We start from the raw sequence: 15,596 nt of genomic DNA on the forward strand, positions 1-15,596 counted from the left end.
ACATTATGGCAACGGTTACAGACAAAGCAAAGAAATCGGATCGGCGCCAGCTTGACCGCTCAACGCCTAATGGGCCGATCTGGTATCTTTACGTCCTTTGCGAAGCGTCGCAAGCCTGTGGCTTACCCGCCGCGTCGTGCCTGCCTCCCCTGCGCTGTACCCTCCGGCCACATCCATCACGTTATTCCGTGCTGCCCGCTTCGCATGCGTCCTCTTCCATGCGAGTCCATTCCATGTCTACCACCAGCAGTACCGCCGCGGGTGTCGGCACGCCGCGCGCCGGCGCGCGCGCGCTCACCGGCCAGGATTACAAGACCCTTTCCCTTGCCGCCCTGGGCGGCGCGCTCGAATTCTACGACTTCATCATCTTCGTGTTCTTCGCGACGGTGATCGGCGAGCTGTTCTTCCCGCCGTCGGTGCCCGACTGGCTGCGCCAGCTGCAGACCTTCGGCATTTTTGCCGCGGGCTACCTGGCGCGGCCGCTCGGCGGCATCATCATGGCGCACTTCGGCGACCTGCTCGGCCGCAAGAAGATGTTCACTCTGTCGATTCTGCTGATGTCGGTGCCCACGCTGCTGATGGGGCTGATGCCGACCTACCAGTCGATCGGGCTGGCCGCGCCGGTGCTGCTGCTGTTGCTGCGCATCCTGCAAGGCGCGGCCGTCGGCGGCGAAGTGCCGGGCGCCTGGGTCTTTGTCTCCGAGCACGTGCCGGCGCGCCATGTCGGCTATGCCTGCGGCACGCTGACCGCGGGGCTGACCGCCGGCATCCTGCTGGGCTCTCTGGTGGCGACCGGCATCAACACGGTCTTCACCCCGGCGCAGCTGGCTGACTATGGCTGGCGCGTGCCGTTCCTGATCGGCGGCGTGTTCGGCATCGCCTCGATGTACCTGCGGCGCTGGCTGCACGAGACCCCGGTCTTTGCCGAATTGCAGCAGCGCAAGGCGCTGGCCGCCGAAATGCCGCTGAAGTCGGTGATGCGGGACCACGGCGGCAGCGTTGCGGTGTCGATGCTGCTGACCTGGATGCTGTCGGCCGGCATCGTGGTGGTGATCCTGATGACGCCCACCTTCCTGCAGAAGCTGTATGGCTTCGACGCGCGCACGGCGCTGGTTGCCAACAGCGTGGCCACGCTGTGCCTGACGGCCGGCTGCATCGTTTCCGGCGCGCTGGCCGACCGCATCGGGGCACGCCGCACGCTGTTCTTCGGCGGGCTGCTGCTGGCGGTGTGCGCCTATGTGTTCTACACCACCCTCTTCACCCGCCCGGACCTGCTGCTGCCGCTGTATGCGCTCGCGGGCTTCCTGGTCGGCACCATTGGCGCGGTGCCGTTCGTGCTGGTCAACGCGTTCCCGGCGCAGGTCAGGTTCTCGGGGCTGTCGTTCTCCTACAACGTGTCCTATGCGATCTTCGGCGGGCTGACGCCGATGGCGGTGACGCTGATGCTGAAGAACGACCCGCTGGCGCCGGCGCACTATGTGGTGGCGCTGTGCGTGCTTGGCATGGTGACCGCGCTGTTCGTCAAGGACCGGGCGCGCGGCTGATGCCACCGTTGCGGCAGGCAAGAAGGGAGGGCTGACGCCCTCCCTTTGTCATGTGCACGCGCGGGCGCGCCTCAGCGTCGGTGCTGGCGGAGAAACTGCCACATCATCGTGCTGGCATCCGGCCCGATATCGCTGTGATAACTGTAGCGGTCGTCGCCACCGCTCCACGCGTGGCCCAGTCCCTCTACCTCGACCAGCGTCACCAGGTCGCGGCGCCAGCGGCCGAAGCGGTATTCATGAGACCGGCCGGGGACATTACCCTCCGGCTCGAACCGCGCGGGACGGCCGGCGAGGCGGTCTTCAAGGCCGTTGTAGGCCAGGAACTGCCGCGCCAGCAGGCGCCCGTTGACCGGATGCACCGCATCGTCGGCGAGTCCATGGATCACCAGCGCGGGCATCTCGGGACCGCCCGGCGTCACGCCGGCGGCATCGAGCAGCCAGGCGGGCTCGGCCTCGGAGCCTGCCTGCATCGCGCGCAAGCCGGCGCGCGGATTATCTGCCGCGCCGATGACCACGCCGGAATGGAGCGCCACCGCCGCCACCTTGTCCGGGTAGCGCAGCGCAACCACCGCGGCCATCGCCGCGCCGGCCGACATGCCCGCCAGGTAGATCTCGCGCTCGCTCACATCATGGCGCGCCGCCAGCGCGTCGACCAGCGCCGCCACCGCCTGCGCCTCGCGTCCGCCGTCGGCCGCGCCCAGGTCAAACCACTGCCAGCAGCGCTGCATCTGGCGGCGCAATGGCTGTTGCGGGTAGGCGACGATAAAGCCCTCGCGTTCGGCCAGGGCATTCATGCGCGTGCCCGCGGACAAATCATCGGGCGTCTGCCGACAGCCATGCAGCAACACCACCACCGGCAACGGACCGCGGTGAGCCTTGGAGGGGATGTAGAGGTGGTAGGAAAGCTGGGGCACCAGTTCGCCCGGCATGGGCGCTAGGCGCAAACGGTGCGCCTGCCAGGTGCCTCGCAAGGTATCTGACGGAGGTAACTGCCGCGCGGTTCGGCCCCGCCGGGAAGGGGCCGCCGGGCGTGCCGGCGTGAGCGGATTGAGCGAATCCATGTGCTCGAGCCAGGACTTTACCTGGGCTTCCGTACGGGCCTGCACTCGGCTTAGGCGCCGCATGCGCGCCTGCCAGTCGGTGGCAAGACTCTTGGTCATGAGGACTCCTGTATGACGGAATCTCCCCCTATGCCTGTATTGTTGCGTTGCAGCATACCACAGCCAAGAGAAGCCCACCCGCCATCGGCGGCGAGGTAAGCCGGAGTGCAACGGCGGAAGTGCCGCGGTGCCCTCCGGCGGCCCCACGACCGCCGGACAGCGCAAGCCGCAGAGGTCAGCGATCGGCCACCCGCTTCCAGCCGTCGGGCGAGAAGCTGCGAAGGGCCTTGGCGCGCGCGGCCGTGCCGGGACCCAGGTCGCGTTCGTAGAACACGCGGTCGCTGCCGAGCAGGAAGGTATGGACGCCGGTATCGCCGTAGCGCGCAGGCCATGCGATCAGGCCGTAGCCGCCATCGCCCCCGGGGCCAGCAGGCAGGATGCGGTAGTGATAGCCGTAGAACGCGTCGGCGGCAGGCGTTTCGGGGCCCATCGCCAGTGCGTCGAGGCCAAGCGGGCTTGCATCCTCCTCGCTGGCGGCAGGCCAGTAAAGTCCGTCGGTCTTGCCTGCCGTGCTGATCAGCCGCCTGGCGTAGCGGCCCTGGCCCACCTGCTCGGCATAGCGCTGCTGCGCGTCCGCCAGCTGCAGCAGGGTTTCCATGGTGACCAGCTCATTGCGCCCGAGGCGGCGGCGGCGCACTTCCTGCTTGCCGGCTGGCAGGTCGAACTGCCAGCCGTCCTTCTGCCGGGCCAGCGGCACGGGGAAGGTCCATCCGCTCTCTCCCACTGCAATGCGGGCGCGGCGGTCGCCGTCGGGCTGCACGGCGTGGTGGCGCGCCCATGCACCCAGGAAGTCATAGACGTCGTCCTGGTCGATCGAGCCCTGCGGCACCAGTGACCGGTATTGCCGGCCAAGCACGCGCTGCAGCGCGTCGCCATCGCTGCGCGCGATGGCATCGCCAAGCGCATCGGCCGCCGCTTGCGGGCTCGGAAAAACCTGTTGCGCCGCGGCGGGAACGGCCAGCGACAAGGCAAGGGCAGCAGCCACCAGCGGCAGCACGCGCGCCCCGCGCGCAAAGCCGAGCGCAAAAATCAGGTTACCGGTCTTGCGCATCATGCTTTACCTCCGGCCATGGCCAAAATGTTCACCGCCGCCCAGCCGGCCTCCGCCCCCCGGTCCACCGCCCTGACGCACGGCCCCCTGGTGGAACCCGGCCGGACGCACCGGCGCCGCATGGTGCTCAAACGACGCGGCGCGCTGCGTCTGCTGGCGCATGCGGTCGCCATTGCCGGCGTCGCGCAGCGCGCTGTCGCGATTGGCGTGGTGCGCGCGCTCGCGCGCTGCGGCCTGGTCCGCGCGCTGGTGCTCGGCACCCGCGGGCCGCGGCGTGCGCGTGCCCGCGCCGGGCCGCGCGCCCTCGGCGCGACCGGCCACGCCGCCGGCATGGCCAGGAATCGCCTGGCCGGTACGGCCTTCGAACGAACGGGCGGCGCGCTCGCGTGCCTGGTCGCGCGCGGAGGGCTCGCGCGGCACGGCCCCGGCGCCGCCGACGCGCTGGCCCGGCTGCGCCCCCGCCTGGCGATTGGCCAGGCCGGCCTGGCGCTGCTGGTCATAACGGCCGCGCACCGCCGCATTGTTGTACGGCACATTGCCGCGCCGGGCCGGGTCGTGCTGCCAGTTCACGTTGGCGCGATTCACATCCAGGCGCTGGTTGACATTGATGTTGTTGTAGCGGTTCACGTTGATATTGACATCGTGATCGTGCCAGTCGAATCCGCCCCACATCGCATCGACCGCGGCCACGCCCAGCCCGAAGCCGATGCCGGACACCAGTGCCGTGGCGAACACCGAGCCAGGCGGCGGCGGGTAATACGCCGGCGGATAGGCCGGATACGGCCAGGTGCCGTACACCGTGGTCGGGTTATAGGCGGGCACGTAGACCACTTGCGGATTGGCCGGCTCGATCTGCACGATGGTGGTGCCGCCTGAACTCTGGGTCACCACCTTCTGCTGCTCGGTGGTCTTGAGCGTGCCCGCGTTCTGCGCTTGCAAGCGCAGCCGCTGCACCGAGTCCATCACATCGTTGGGCTGCGCCAGGAACGCATCGCCGACGGACTGCACCCACTGCGGCTGGCGTCCCATCATGTCGAGCACCGACGGGAAGGCGGCCAGCGACTGCACGCTGGGATCCCAGTTCTGGCTGGCCACTGCCTTGGTCGCGGCGTCGCCCGACAGGCTGGGATTGGCCTTGGACCATTGCGCCGCCGCGGCCACGTCGGCCGGATAGGTGGCCGCCATCAACACCTGGGACAGCAGCGCGTCCGGATATAACGCCACCGGCGCGGTCAGCTGGTCCAGCTGTGCGTGGCTCAGCGTGGTTTGCGCCAGCGCGGGCTGCAGCGGCGCCGTCAACATCAGTGCCAGGCACCATGCGAAGAGCTGTTGAAGACGATGCATAGTGACGCTCCACAAGTCAGCAAGTGACAGCCGGCCGGCCGCGGTGCGCCGCTCAGCGGCGTTCCTGCGCGCACTGCTGGCGATACGCTTCTTCCAGGCGCTTGCGATCCGCCTGGCGTTCCAGCGTCGGGTAGGTGCGCCCGTCAGCCGTGGTGACCGACTCTTTGCCGGTGGACCATTGGGGCCCACCGGGCAATGCATTGATCTGGTCGAGCAAGCCCTGGCAGTGCTGGCGCTGCGACGCTGAAAGCGTGCCGCCAGGCCCTTCCACCACCGCCGTGGCCTCATCCAGCATTCGTGGCGGTGGCGGCGCCACCATCGGCGTGCCGGCCGCCGCGGCCGAAGCCGCGCTGGCATTGCCGGCTGCCCACAACGGGGCCGCCGCCATGGCGGTGCAGGCCAGCATGCCCGCCTTGATCAGAAACTTCGTCAAACCTAGACTCCAGAGCCATCCACGACAAATCTGTGCCTGCCGTGGGCAGGTTGCAGGAACCGTCCGCCGCTAGCGGCCCTTGTCGCTGCCGCCACGGCGGCCGGTACGGTTGCGCATCAACTCAAGCTTGAGCAGCGCATCCGCAAGCATACTCTTCAGCCGCGCATTTTCTTCCTGCAGTTCGCGCAGCTTGCGCCCGTCACGCGCCTCGCCGTTGCCCAGCTGGCCGTAGCGGCTGCGCCATCCGTAGAACGATGCATCGCTGAAGCCATAGCGCGCGCACAACTCGCGCACCGGCACGCCGCTGGCCGCCTCGGCCAGATAACCACGGATCTGCTCTTCCGAATACCGTCTGTTCACGAATCTCTCCGCTTCGCAACGGCGAGGCGCAGGCGTCGCATAGCCGCGACGCCCACCGTGCCGACTCTCGCCGTAAGTTAGCCTACGGCCGCCGCAAAAGGCAATTCAGTGTCTTCGCGGTGCGAGTTAAGAAAATTATCGGGGCACACCGGTGCCGTAACCTCGGTACGGATTACGAAATTTCGTTATTCCAATTTGGAACGAGCGCGAACTCATTGTTACTAAACCTCACCCAAGCGGGGGATGACGAGTTTTCTGGAAACCGGCATTTGGCGCCAAACCAGGCCGCAAACGCTGATTTTAAGCCATGTCTTGGGCGCGATACAAAACTAGGGAAAAGAATTCAATAAGTCAGTCATCAATTCAAGTTTCTATGACTTTTTCTAAGCATGTATTAAGCTTCCTCGGCACAACTAAATTTCAAACGCCTTCGCACGATGCCCCACGGCACCGGCAGAAGCGCGGTCCTGGCAGCGTGCACCGTCAAGGAGTCGCCCAGTACGCCGGTTCCATCCCGGGCCGCCGGCACGCGCCGGATTTTGGTGGATCAAAGCGGCGCGACGCAGTTGGTCGAGTCCTGTCGGACACCGGCGTGTCACGCGTGTCGTGAAGCATCGTGCCCGAGACTTTGCTTGCGGGCTTCGTATTAGTCCACTCAGTTCGCCCTGCGTGGCGCCATCGCCAGCGTACCTGGCTGAAGCGCGCGGTGCGCCCTGGTTTCATGCGCGTCATGACTGGCGCCTTGCTGTTTGCGTCGGACCGACAGAAAAAGAAAGCGAAGTCATGTATCGGGAGAAGTCGGAATGCGTCATGTCAGCACGAAGTTGTTGCATGTCTTTGTTCTCGTCATGGAATACCGCGACCTGACCGCGGTTGCCGCCTGCACCCAGGGACGCGTGCCCACGGTGGCCTACAGCCTGGCGCGCTTGCGCGAAATCACCGGCGACCCGCTGTTCGTCAAGCGCAACGGCATGCTAGAGCCCACGCCGCACGCGCTGCGCCTGGAACAGACGGCGCGCCAGATCCTGGCCAAATGGAATCACCTGGTGCGGCCCGGCGAATCTGGCCTGAACAAGCGCCGCGACGGCGGCCGGCGTGTCTCCATCGGCTTTTCTTCGTCGATCGGCGATCCGGTCATCACCGAGATCCTGACCGCGCTGTGCGAGCAATTTCCGCAAGACAGCTTTGTCACGCGCCCGGTGATTGCCGACGCTGCGCTTGCCGGCCAGCTGGGCGATGGCGAGCTTGACTGCGCCTTCGTGGTCGACAGCGCGCACGATCCCGAACGCGTGCGCCAGCACAACATCATGGCGACGCCGCGGCGGCTGGTCAGCGCCACGCGCGGCGGCAGCCCGGACAGCGAGAGTGCCTGGATCCTGTTGCAGGAAGACAGCGAGGCCGGCAGCCCGCTGCGAGCCTTCCTGAGCCGGCAAGCCATCACACCCGGCCATCGCGAGACTGTGGTGCCATCCTGGCATACACAGATCACGCTGCTGCATTCCGCCGGCGGCATCTGCCCGGTGCTGGATTTCAACGTGCCGCTGGTCACGCGCGAGCGCAAGACCCGGCTGCTGGCGCCGCCAAGCAGTTTCCCCGAATGGGCCGCGCTGCATTTCTGGGGGCCGGACCGCAGCCGCGACCAGGGCGTGCTGCGCGACGTAATGGAAGTCGGCAGCGCCGTGCTGCGCGACCCGCTCAAGGCCATCGACGGACGCCGCAACGCACGCGCCGCATTCCAGGCCGAGACCGCTGCCACCTGAGGCTGCGGGGCGGCGCGCTGGCTGGCCCAGGCGTCATGCCGGGCCATGATTTACGAATCCTCCTAGTTCGGGCGGACTGATGCGCCGCTATGCTGCCATGGCATTGCCGCAGTCCGGCCGTCTCCCGTTTGGCCCGGACCGGCAGCGATGCAAGCAGTTGTCCGGCGCCTTGCTGTCTGGCGTCATTTTTGCGCCGCACGTCCCCTTGGCGTGCGGCGTTTTCTTGACGTTCGCCGAAGGCTGCGCCGCCTGAACAAGAATCGAGGAGCAACCCGATGGCATTGAGGATCCTGCTTGCCGACGACCACCCGCTGGTCTCGGCGGCCGTCGCAGACCGCTTGCACACCCAGACCGGCTGGGAAGTCTGCGGCAGCGTCACCAGCGCGACCGCGCTGCTCAACAGCATCGACAGCCTGCGCCCCGATGTCGTCATCACGGACTACCACATGCCCGCGCAGGGCGAACGCAACAGCGACGGACTGCGGCTGCTGGCGAGCCTGCGGCGACGGCACCCGTCAATGGCCGTGATCGTGCTGACCATGATTACCAACCCGCTGGTGCTGCGCTCGATTCTCGACACCCAGATCCATGGCCTGGTGCTGAAGGACGCCCCGCTGACCGAACTGGTCACGGTGGTTTACCGGATCCAGCGCGGCTTTCACTACATCGGCAAGTCGGCCATGGAAGTCCTGTCGCATGCCGATCCGGGCGGCCCCTTGGGAACGGGACGGGCCGGTGCGCAACGCCTGTCGCGGCGGGAAATGGAGGTATTGCGGCTATACCTGACCGGGCGCTCGGTCAGCGAGATCGCCATCCAGTTGTGCCGCAGCGTCAAGACCATCAGCCGGCAGAAGAACTGCGCCATGCAGAAGCTCGGCGTAACCAACGACCGCGAGCTGTTCGAGTTTGCCGCGCTCAACGGCCTGCTGCTGAGCGGCTGAGCGCCACGCCGCGCGCCTCTGATGGCGCCACGGCATCAGGCCGCGTCGGCCTGCTCCGCCGCCCGCGCCTGCGCGTGGGCAATGCCCGCCTCGAGGCGGGCGAGCCCGCGCGACAGCTCGCGCATGGTCGTGGGCGACACCTCCGACAGCACGTCCTCAAGAAAGGCCGAGCGCAGCGGCATGGCGCGGGCCACCACCTCGCGGCCGGCCGGCGAGAGCGTGACATGGGTCACGCGGTTGTCGCGCTCGGACGTGGAGCGCTCGACCCAGCCCAGTTCCTGCATGGCCTTGAGCTGGCGCGTCAGCGCACCGGGGTCCATGACGACGAGGTCGGCCAGTGCCTTCTGGCCGATGGCGCCCTCCTGGTGATGCAGCGCATGGAGGATGCGCCAGCGCGGCAAGGGCAGTCCCATGCGCTGCTCGAACGCCCCCGCATAGGCGCGATAGGTTCGGCCGAACTGCTGCAATACGGCCACGCTCTGTCGCTCCAGTTCCATCCATTCTCCTCAGGGTAAGTTGCCGCCGGCTTCAGTCCGCCGCCATCGCCGGCGCGGGGCCGCGGGTCAGCCTGATCGACGGCACCTGGCGCGCACACCAAACGCCCAGCGCGGCCGCCGCGCCTGCCACCACCAGGCCGAGGTGGATGGATCCCACCAGCGACACCCGCGCCTGCTCCAGCAGCAATGCGCCATTGTGCCCGGCCTGGTCCAGCTGGCCGAGCAGCGCCACCTGCGACGCCTTGTCGATCAGCACCTGCGGGTCGGCCATGCGCGACGCCCACTGGCTGGCATTGGCGCCGGACAGCGCCTGTTCGACGCCGCCGGTGTAGCTGCGCGTCACCAGCGTACCCACGATCGCCGTGCCGACCATGCCGCCTACCATGCGCAGCGACTGCAGCATGGCGGTGGCGATGCCGAGGTGCTCGCGCCCCGCAGTCTGCTGCGCGAATACCGTCAGGTTGGGCATGATGAAACCCAGGCCGAGCCCGCCCACCAGCATGATGGCCAGCAGCACGCTGTGCGGCATGCCGCGGGTTGCCTGCGACAACCCCAGGCAGGACAGCGCCAGCATGCCGAAGCCGGCATAGAGCATGTTGTTCGGGCGCCGGATGCGCGTCACGATGCGGCCATTGAGGATACTGCCCACGGTGATGCAGACCACCAGCGGCGTGATCAACACGCCCGCCTGCTTCGGCGAATAACCAAATCCGCCCTGGAACAGCAGCGGCGCATACAGCAACAGCGCGAACATGGTGAAGCCGGTGAACACCGCCAGCTTGAACAGCGGCGCCAGCCCCGGGTCACGGAACATCTCCACCGGCAGGATCGGATTGGCGCAGCGCCGCTCCCACTGCCACAGCGCCAGCAGTGCGACCACGGCCAGCGCGAGCAGGCCCGCGGTGTAGCCATCGAGGCCACGCGCCGGCAACAATTCCACGCTCATCTGCAGGCTGCCGAGCCCGGCCGCGATCAGCACCGCACCCAACCAGTCCACGCGGATCGGCCCGCGATGCGTCTGCTGGCGCAGATGCGGCAGGTAGCGCCAGGCAAACCACAGGCCCAGCACCCCGACCGGCAGGTTGACATAGAACACCGCGCGCCAGCCGTACCACTCCGTCAGCAGGCCGCCCAGCGACGGCCCGACCGCATTGGCAACGCCGAACGCCGCGCTCAGCATCACCTGCCAGCGCAGCCGCACATGGGAATCCGGAAACAGGTCGGCAATGCAGGCAAAGGCCGTACCGACCAGCATGCCGCCGCCAATGCCCTGCAGCGCGCGCGCCAGCACCAGGAACGGCATGCTCGGCGCCATGCCGCACAGCGCGGAGGCGACCGAGAACACCACGATCGAGGCCAGCACGAACGGCTTGCGGCCGTAATAGTCTCCCAGCCTGCCGAACACCGGCACGGTGATCACCGAGGTCAGCAGGTAGGCCGTAGCCACCCACGCGTAGTATTCGAACCCCTGCAGCTCCGCCACCACCGTGGGCAGTGCCGTGCCGACCACGGTCTGGTCCAGCGCCACCAGCATCACCACGAAGGCCACGCCCAGCATGGCCATCAGCGATTCGCGAAAAGGCAGGATTTGGCCGGCGGGCGGAGCACTGTGTGGCTCGGGGTTCATTTTATTGCTCGATCAATCGTTGCGTTGTCAAGCATTATAGGTCAACTTCCCGGGCGTTGCCGTGCCGTATCCAGCAGGGCTGCCTGCCTGCACGCGTCAGGGAAGGCTGGCAGGCGGACCGGACCCTATACCACCAGGGTGGCGCCGGCCCAGACGATCAGCATGGCACCCAGCACACGGCCGACAAGGTCGCCGCCGGGCAGGATTTTTTCCACGAAGACGACCAGGGACAGCGCAGCAATCCACACCACATTCATCACGCCACCGACGAACAGCAAGGTCATCAGCATCCAGCAGCAACCCACGCAGTAAGCGCCGTGACGCATGCCGAGCAGGAACGTGCCGGCGACGCCGGGGCGCCAGTGCGCGACGAGGAATTCCGCGGGCGCGCGGCACTGTGCCAGGCACGTGCGCTTGAGTTGCGAGAACTGATAGACGCCTGCCACGAGCAGCACGAGCGCGGAAAGGAGCGCGCTCCTGGACCACAGCATCATTGCCGAAATAAGGCCGGCCGGTTGCAGCGCCAACTGCAGCGCTGCCGCGCCGATCGAGAATGCCAGCCATGCCGTGAGGTAGCCGGCCAGCAGGAACACCGAGGTTGCGGCAGACCTGCCCTCGGAGGCGTCGTGATGCCGCAATACGCGCCGATACAGCAACACGACCGGCGCCGCGCTGGGCGTCATCATCGCGATCATCATCACCCACCACATCAGGATTACGGTGGCCAACGACGTATCCATGCCGCCCATGCCACCCGGCAGCCGATGCGGGAAAAGCGTGATCGCCGTCATGTCGAGCGCGGACATGCCGGTTCCCGCCCCCGTCCACAGATAGCCCCACGACAACGCGACAATGACGACGATGCCGAGCAACGTGATGGCGCGCTCGCGTCCGAGGACGCTTTCAAGGCTGCTCATGCGGCAGTGCGATGTCGAACCAGTCCCTTGTTGTTCATGTGCACGCGCGCGAACTGCGCGTAGGTGCCCTTGAGATCCAGTGCGATATTGCCTTGCGACCGGCTGGTGCCGGAGCCAATCTCGGCAAGCTCGTATTCGAAGCCGTGCGGCAGGTCGATCCGGGCACGATGCTCATCGCCGGTCACCAGATTGCGGATCGGTTCGCCGACGGTATCGAACACGCCTTCGACATGGATCCGGCCGCGGCGGGCATCGACATCGACGTCGTAGTCAATCTTCGTGAAGATCGGATCGAATGCTTGCTCGAGCGTCGACGCGAACACCGCGAACATTGTCGCGAACGGCTCGGTGTCCTGGCCGGTCATGATCTTCAGGATGGCTTCGCGCTGGTCGGGGGTTGCCTGTTCGTCGACGATCGGCTGACACTTGCCCCGCCCTTCGTGGATCGGGCCGGGCCACTGGAACACAACCGCCAGCTTGGTACCGTCGAGTCGCACGTCGCCGTAGTAGCCGGTGCTGATCGAGATTGCGCCCATGGCTTCGCAGAAGCCGTGGGTTGGCAGCGCGTTGAATTGGCACGGGCAGCCGTATGAGCAATTGCAATTGATCAGCTCGGTGCCTTCGATTTCCCAGGGGATCATGGCAGTTCTCCTTGCGCCTGACGTCATGAGCGCCTGCCTCTCGTCCCCGCACGACGGGCGGCCTGGCTTGAATCTAGTGTGCAGGGAGAGGAAGTCAAGACGTGGACTTGCAGGCATGTGCGCCCGGCCTCGAAAGCGCACTATTCAGGCTGGATACCCGACTGCTTCACCAGGCTGCCCCAGCGGGCCACTTCCGCGCGCAGCCGATCGCCAAGCTGGGCCGAGCTGGACGCCTTGAGTTCGATGCCCTGGCTGTCAAGGCGGGCCCTGGTCTGCGCGTTCTCCAATGCCAGGCGGACTTCTTCGGCAAGCTTGCCCACTACCGCCGTCGGTGTCCGTGCGGGCGCCACCAGCGCCCACCACTGGCTGACCTGCAGACCCGGCAGCCTGGCTTCGGCGGCTGTCGGCACCCCGGGCAACGCCGGCACTCGCACCGGCCCCGTCACCATCAAGGCCGAGATCTTGTTGCCGCCCAGCAGGCTGCTGCCGCTTGCCAGCGTGGCGAAATGGCCCTTGACCAACTGCGCGGACACATCGGTCAGCGCCGGCGCCGAACCCCGGTACGGCACCGGGTCGACCGCGATGCCAGCCTGGCCCTCGAGCATCTTGGCGGCCAGATGGCTGATCGAACCGTTGCCGCTGGTGGCCAGCTGCAGCGGCGTTCCCGCCTTGCGCGAGTCCGCCAGGAAGCGCTGGATCTCTCCGGCGCGATACTGCGTGCTGTCAGCGAACAAGATCAGCGGCGCCTCGCCCAGCAGCGAAGCCGGCGTAAAGTCGCGCAGCACATCGTATGGCATCTGGCGGAACACGGAGGGCGCAATCGTGTGCGCCAGCTCGATCACGCCCAGCGTATAGCCGTCTGGCGCGGCTTTGGCCAGCGCGTCGGCGCCGATGCGGCCGGACGCCCCCGCGCGGTTGTCGACGACTACGGGCTGGCCCATCGATTCGCTCATGCGTTGGGCGACTGCCCGCGCCAGCGCATCGGTACTGCCCCCGGCCGCCCAGGGCACGATCAGCCGGATCGGTTTTTCCGGATAGCCGGCCAGCGCCGCCGGTGCGTGGGCCGCCAGGCAGCAGGTGATGGCAGCCAACAGATAACGGACGTTCATGAGTGTCTCCGCAAGGTTCTCGATCTTTAGGCTTGTCCCGGATCGCGGTCGCCGCGCGCGGTCAGCATCAGCATGACGGCTTCCGTGGTGTCGATGCGCCCGTCGGCGCGCAGTGCTTGCAGCGCCGCAAATCCCGCTCCGGCGCACAGCTCGACCCAGAATCCGGCGGCGGCGAGATGGCGCGTGCCCGCGCGCGCAGCAGCGTCGGCGATGACCACCGCGCCGCCGCCTGACCGCCTGACGGCAAGCACTTGCTGCGCGGTCACGGTCGAGCCGGCCGTGGAGAATTGCTGCGTCGCGCCGGCGAACTCCGACTGCTGGGAGGCACCCGCAAGCACCAGTGAAAGCCGCGGGAACGGCTCGACCGCCCAGAGGCGCGGCAGTTTCGGCAGATGTCCCAGCGCGACAAGATCCCGTAGCGCGCTATAGATGCCCCACAACAGGTCGCCGCGCGCGGTGGGCACGACCACATGGTCGGGCCGGCAACCTTGCGCAACCCACTCCAGTGCGACCGACCGGTAGCCTTCCACCCCAAATACAGGGCTGCCCACCGCGGGCACGCTATAGTTGGTCAGCGCAAAAGCCCCCTCCTCCCTGACGCGGCGGCGCACGTGCGCCCAGCGCGCATGTCCGTTATCGCAGGCAACACGGCGGGCGCCGTAATAGCGCAATGCCGCATCGAAAACCGCGGGAAGCGCCTGGTAAGTCGCGACCTCGCACCGCAGAGCCGCGGCGGCGCAATAGGCGGCTGCCGACACCGCGGCGTTGCCGCTCGATGCCAGCACGACCTCGTGCGCGCCAAGCGCCAGCGCCCGACTGACCGCCTGTGCCGACATACGGTCCTTGTGCGAGCCGGTCGGGTTCGCGCCCTCATTCTTGACCCAGACCGCTGCCACATCGGCCAGCGATGCCAGCGCCGGCACCGGCACGCAGGGCGTGGCGCCCTCGCCCAGGGAAACCCCTTCCAGGTAGGGCTGCCAATGCCCCCATGTATAACTTCCGCTTTTCGGTGCAAAATCCAGGTCCTGCGTGTCGTAGACGACTTCAAGACTGCTTGGCTGGCCGGCCCCGGCGCAGGCCGGGCAGCCCTCCGGCAGTTCCGCGAGCGGATAGCCAGCGTGGCATGTTATGCATCGCAGCGCTTGCATTGCCGGATTGGCAAGCGGCTGGACCACGGACGGAGGGTTGCTGGCGCGCATGGCAAAGGCTGAAGTGAAAGTGGCTCGAGTCTATGCGAAGCCATGCCCCGCTGGCGCGGCCACACCGAGGCGCAGCTTAAGTAAAACTTATAGGATAGCCATGCAGACAGCCGCCGACTTCGGCATCAGTGCCCGCCAGATCGAGGTATTCCGCATGGTCATGCGCCTGGGCTCGACCCGCCGCGCCGCCGACGCCCTGCACATCAGCCAGCCCGCCGTGACCCAGATCGTGCTGCAGCTGGAAAAGACGGCGCGGCTAAGGCTGTTCGATCGAAGCAAAGGCCGGATGGTGCCGACGCCCGAAGCGGCGTCTTTGATGGACGAGGTCGAACGCGTCTATGTCGGCCTCGACGCGGTGCAACGCAAGATCGACCAATTGCGCACCCATGAGAATACGGTCCTGCGCGTCGGGGTCTTGCACGCCATGGCCTCCAGCGTGATGCCGTCGGCGGTGGCGGATTTCGTCCACAGCTATCCGCGCGTTCGTTGCCAGCTGGAGGTCGACAGCTCCAGGGGCCTGCGCGAGCGCCTGCTTCAGCGCGACCTCGACATGGCCTTCATGGGCGACGAAGCCGACACCAGCGGCCTGACGGCGTCCGAGTTCTACGCGGTGCAGGCGGTTTGCGTCACGCCCGCCACGCATCCGTTCGCGAGCCGCGCCAAAGTCGGCATCGAGGATCTGGTCGACGTACCGCTGATCGGCCTGGACGCCGCGGATCCCGCGCAACGCCGGCTGCAGGCGTGCTTTGCCGAACTCGGCATCGCGCCGCGTTTCGTGGCAACAACCCCGTACAGCCATACGCAATGCTCACTGGCCCTGGCCGGCGCCGGCCTGGCGATCACCAATCCCCTGGTCGCCCGCACCTACGTCGCGCTCGGGCTGCGCAGCGTACCGTTGACCGCTCCAGTCCGCTTCCGCGCCATCCTGGCCTTCCATCCGACCCTGGGCCAGTCCACGGCGGCACAGCAGTTCGTGAGCCTGTGCCGCCAGCGCCTGGCCGATCTGCAGTGAT

Annotated in this window: 15 protein-coding genes; 4 read left to right on the forward strand and 11 right to left on the reverse strand. The window is 67.2% G+C overall.

Annotated features, from left to right (window positions below; translation table 11 throughout):
* Positions 1 to 233: 233 nt before the first annotated feature.
* Positions 234 to 1,544, forward strand: a complete 1,311-nt coding sequence (locus E5S69_RS13665) for an MFS transporter (RefSeq protein WP_171515189.1) — start codon at positions 234 to 236, stop codon at positions 1,542 to 1,544.
* 71 nt (positions 1,545 to 1,615) lie between these two features.
* Here E5S69_RS13665 and E5S69_RS13670 read toward each other — a convergent pair whose 3' ends face one another.
* From E5S69_RS13670 to E5S69_RS13690, 5 genes are all read right to left on the reverse strand, one after another.
* A complete protein-coding gene (locus E5S69_RS13670) occupies positions 1,616 to 2,704 on the reverse strand; it encodes an alpha/beta hydrolase family esterase (protein ID WP_171515190.1) in 1,089 nt (362 codons plus the stop codon).
* Between the two features lie 175 nt (positions 2,705 to 2,879).
* Entirely contained in the window at positions 2,880 to 3,758 is an 879-nt protein-coding gene (locus E5S69_RS13675; RefSeq protein ID WP_171515191.1) for a DUF2950 domain-containing protein, read from the reverse strand.
* Between the two features lie 3 nt (positions 3,759 to 3,761).
* Positions 3,762 to 5,099 carry a DUF3300 domain-containing protein gene (locus E5S69_RS13680; RefSeq protein ID WP_171515192.1) on the reverse strand — a complete coding sequence of 446 codons (1,338 nt, stop codon included), beginning with the start codon at positions 5,097 to 5,099 and terminating at the stop codon, positions 3,762 to 3,764.
* Positions 5,100 to 5,151: 52 nt separating this feature from the next.
* The gene (locus E5S69_RS13685) at positions 5,152 to 5,532 is read right to left on the reverse strand and encodes a hypothetical protein (RefSeq protein ID WP_171515193.1); all 381 of its coding nucleotides are present in this window, start codon (positions 5,530 to 5,532) and stop codon (positions 5,152 to 5,154) included.
* 69 nt (positions 5,533 to 5,601) lie between these two features.
* Positions 5,602 to 5,892, reverse strand: a complete 291-nt coding sequence (locus E5S69_RS13690) for a transposase (RefSeq protein ID WP_171515194.1) — start codon at positions 5,890 to 5,892, stop codon at positions 5,602 to 5,604.
* A gap of 803 nt (positions 5,893 to 6,695) precedes the next feature.
* Here E5S69_RS13690 and E5S69_RS13695 point away from each other — a divergent pair.
* Positions 6,696 to 7,652 carry a LysR family transcriptional regulator gene (locus E5S69_RS13695; protein ID WP_171515195.1) on the forward strand — a complete coding sequence of 319 codons (957 nt, stop codon included), beginning with the start codon at positions 6,696 to 6,698 and terminating at the stop codon, positions 7,650 to 7,652.
* Positions 7,653 to 7,927: 275 nt separating this feature from the next.
* Positions 7,928 to 8,593, forward strand: coding sequence for a response regulator (locus E5S69_RS13700; RefSeq protein ID WP_171515196.1), 666 nt, complete (start codon positions 7,928 to 7,930; stop codon positions 8,591 to 8,593).
* Positions 8,594 to 8,628: 35 nt separating this feature from the next.
* Here E5S69_RS13700 and E5S69_RS13705 read toward each other — a convergent pair whose 3' ends face one another.
* The 6 genes from E5S69_RS13705 to E5S69_RS13730 form a co-directional block, all read right to left on the reverse strand.
* Entirely contained in the window at positions 8,629 to 9,090 is a 462-nt protein-coding gene (locus E5S69_RS13705) for a MarR family winged helix-turn-helix transcriptional regulator (RefSeq protein WP_171515197.1), read from the reverse strand.
* 31 nt (positions 9,091 to 9,121) lie between these two features.
* The gene (locus E5S69_RS13710; protein WP_171515198.1) at positions 9,122 to 10,717 is read right to left on the reverse strand and encodes an MFS transporter; all 1,596 of its coding nucleotides are present in this window, start codon (positions 10,715 to 10,717) and stop codon (positions 9,122 to 9,124) included.
* A 125-nt stretch (positions 10,718 to 10,842) separates the two neighbouring features.
* Positions 10,843 to 11,634: a DUF2182 domain-containing protein gene (locus tag E5S69_RS13715; RefSeq protein WP_171515199.1), complete on the reverse strand. Its 792-nt coding sequence runs from the start codon at positions 11,632 to 11,634 to the stop codon at positions 10,843 to 10,845.
* Positions 11,631 to 12,275, reverse strand: coding sequence for a DUF1326 domain-containing protein (locus tag E5S69_RS13720; protein WP_171515200.1), 645 nt, complete (start codon positions 12,273 to 12,275; stop codon positions 11,631 to 11,633). The genes E5S69_RS13715 and E5S69_RS13720 overlap by 4 nt, the downstream gene beginning before the upstream one ends.
* A gap of 140 nt (positions 12,276 to 12,415) precedes the next feature.
* Positions 12,416 to 13,384 (reverse strand): tripartite tricarboxylate transporter substrate binding protein, encoded by a 969-nt coding sequence (locus E5S69_RS13725; RefSeq protein WP_171515201.1) that lies wholly within the window; start codon positions 13,382 to 13,384, stop codon positions 12,416 to 12,418.
* A gap of 26 nt (positions 13,385 to 13,410) precedes the next feature.
* Entirely contained in the window at positions 13,411 to 14,583 is a 1,173-nt protein-coding gene (locus E5S69_RS13730; protein ID WP_171515202.1) for a pyridoxal-phosphate dependent enzyme, read from the reverse strand.
* Positions 14,584 to 14,683: 100 nt separating this feature from the next.
* On the opposite strand from E5S69_RS13730, the gene E5S69_RS13735 reads away from it, so the two are divergent.
* On the forward strand, positions 14,684 to 15,595 hold the full coding sequence (locus E5S69_RS13735) for a LysR family transcriptional regulator (RefSeq protein ID WP_171515203.1): 912 nt from the start codon (positions 14,684 to 14,686) through the stop codon (positions 15,593 to 15,595).
* Position 15,596 lies beyond the last annotated feature (1 nt).

The organism is Cupriavidus necator (genome assembly GCF_013141915.1).
GTDB lineage: Bacteria > Pseudomonadota > Gammaproteobacteria > Burkholderiales > Burkholderiaceae > Cupriavidus > Cupriavidus necator_B.

Bases quoted from the DNA above. Each gene is read 5' to 3' on its own strand.
- E5S69_RS13665 (WP_171515189.1), top strand. From the start codon at position 234: ATGTCTACCACCAGCAGTACCGCCGCGGGTGTCGGCACGCCGCGCGCC.
- E5S69_RS13670 (WP_171515190.1), bottom strand. From the start codon at position 2,704: ATGACCAAGAGTCTTGCCACCGACTGGCAGGCGCGCATGCGGCGCCTA.
- E5S69_RS13675 (WP_171515191.1), bottom strand. From the start codon at position 3,758: ATGATGCGCAAGACCGGTAACCTGATTTTTGCGCTCGGCTTTGCGCGC.
- E5S69_RS13680 (WP_171515192.1), bottom strand. From the start codon at position 5,099: ATGCATCGTCTTCAACAGCTCTTCGCATGGTGCCTGGCACTGATGTTG.
- E5S69_RS13695 (WP_171515195.1), top strand. From the start codon at position 6,696: ATGCGTCATGTCAGCACGAAGTTGTTGCATGTCTTTGTTCTCGTCATG.
- E5S69_RS13700 (WP_171515196.1), top strand. From the start codon at position 7,928: ATGGCATTGAGGATCCTGCTTGCCGACGACCACCCGCTGGTCTCGGCG.
- E5S69_RS13705 (WP_171515197.1), bottom strand. From the start codon at position 9,090: ATGGAACTGGAGCGACAGAGCGTGGCCGTATTGCAGCAGTTCGGCCGA.
- E5S69_RS13710 (WP_171515198.1), bottom strand. From the start codon at position 10,717: ATGAACCCCGAGCCACACAGTGCTCCGCCCGCCGGCCAAATCCTGCCT.
- E5S69_RS13715 (WP_171515199.1), bottom strand. From the start codon at position 11,634: ATGAGCAGCCTTGAAAGCGTCCTCGGACGCGAGCGCGCCATCACGTTG.
- E5S69_RS13720 (WP_171515200.1), bottom strand. From the start codon at position 12,275: ATGATCCCCTGGGAAATCGAAGGCACCGAGCTGATCAATTGCAATTGC.
- E5S69_RS13725 (WP_171515201.1), bottom strand. From the start codon at position 13,384: ATGAACGTCCGTTATCTGTTGGCTGCCATCACCTGCTGCCTGGCGGCC.
- E5S69_RS13730 (WP_171515202.1), bottom strand. From the start codon at position 14,583: ATGCGCGCCAGCAACCCTCCGTCCGTGGTCCAGCCGCTTGCCAATCCG.
- E5S69_RS13735 (WP_171515203.1), top strand. From the start codon at position 14,684: ATGCAGACAGCCGCCGACTTCGGCATCAGTGCCCGCCAGATCGAGGTA.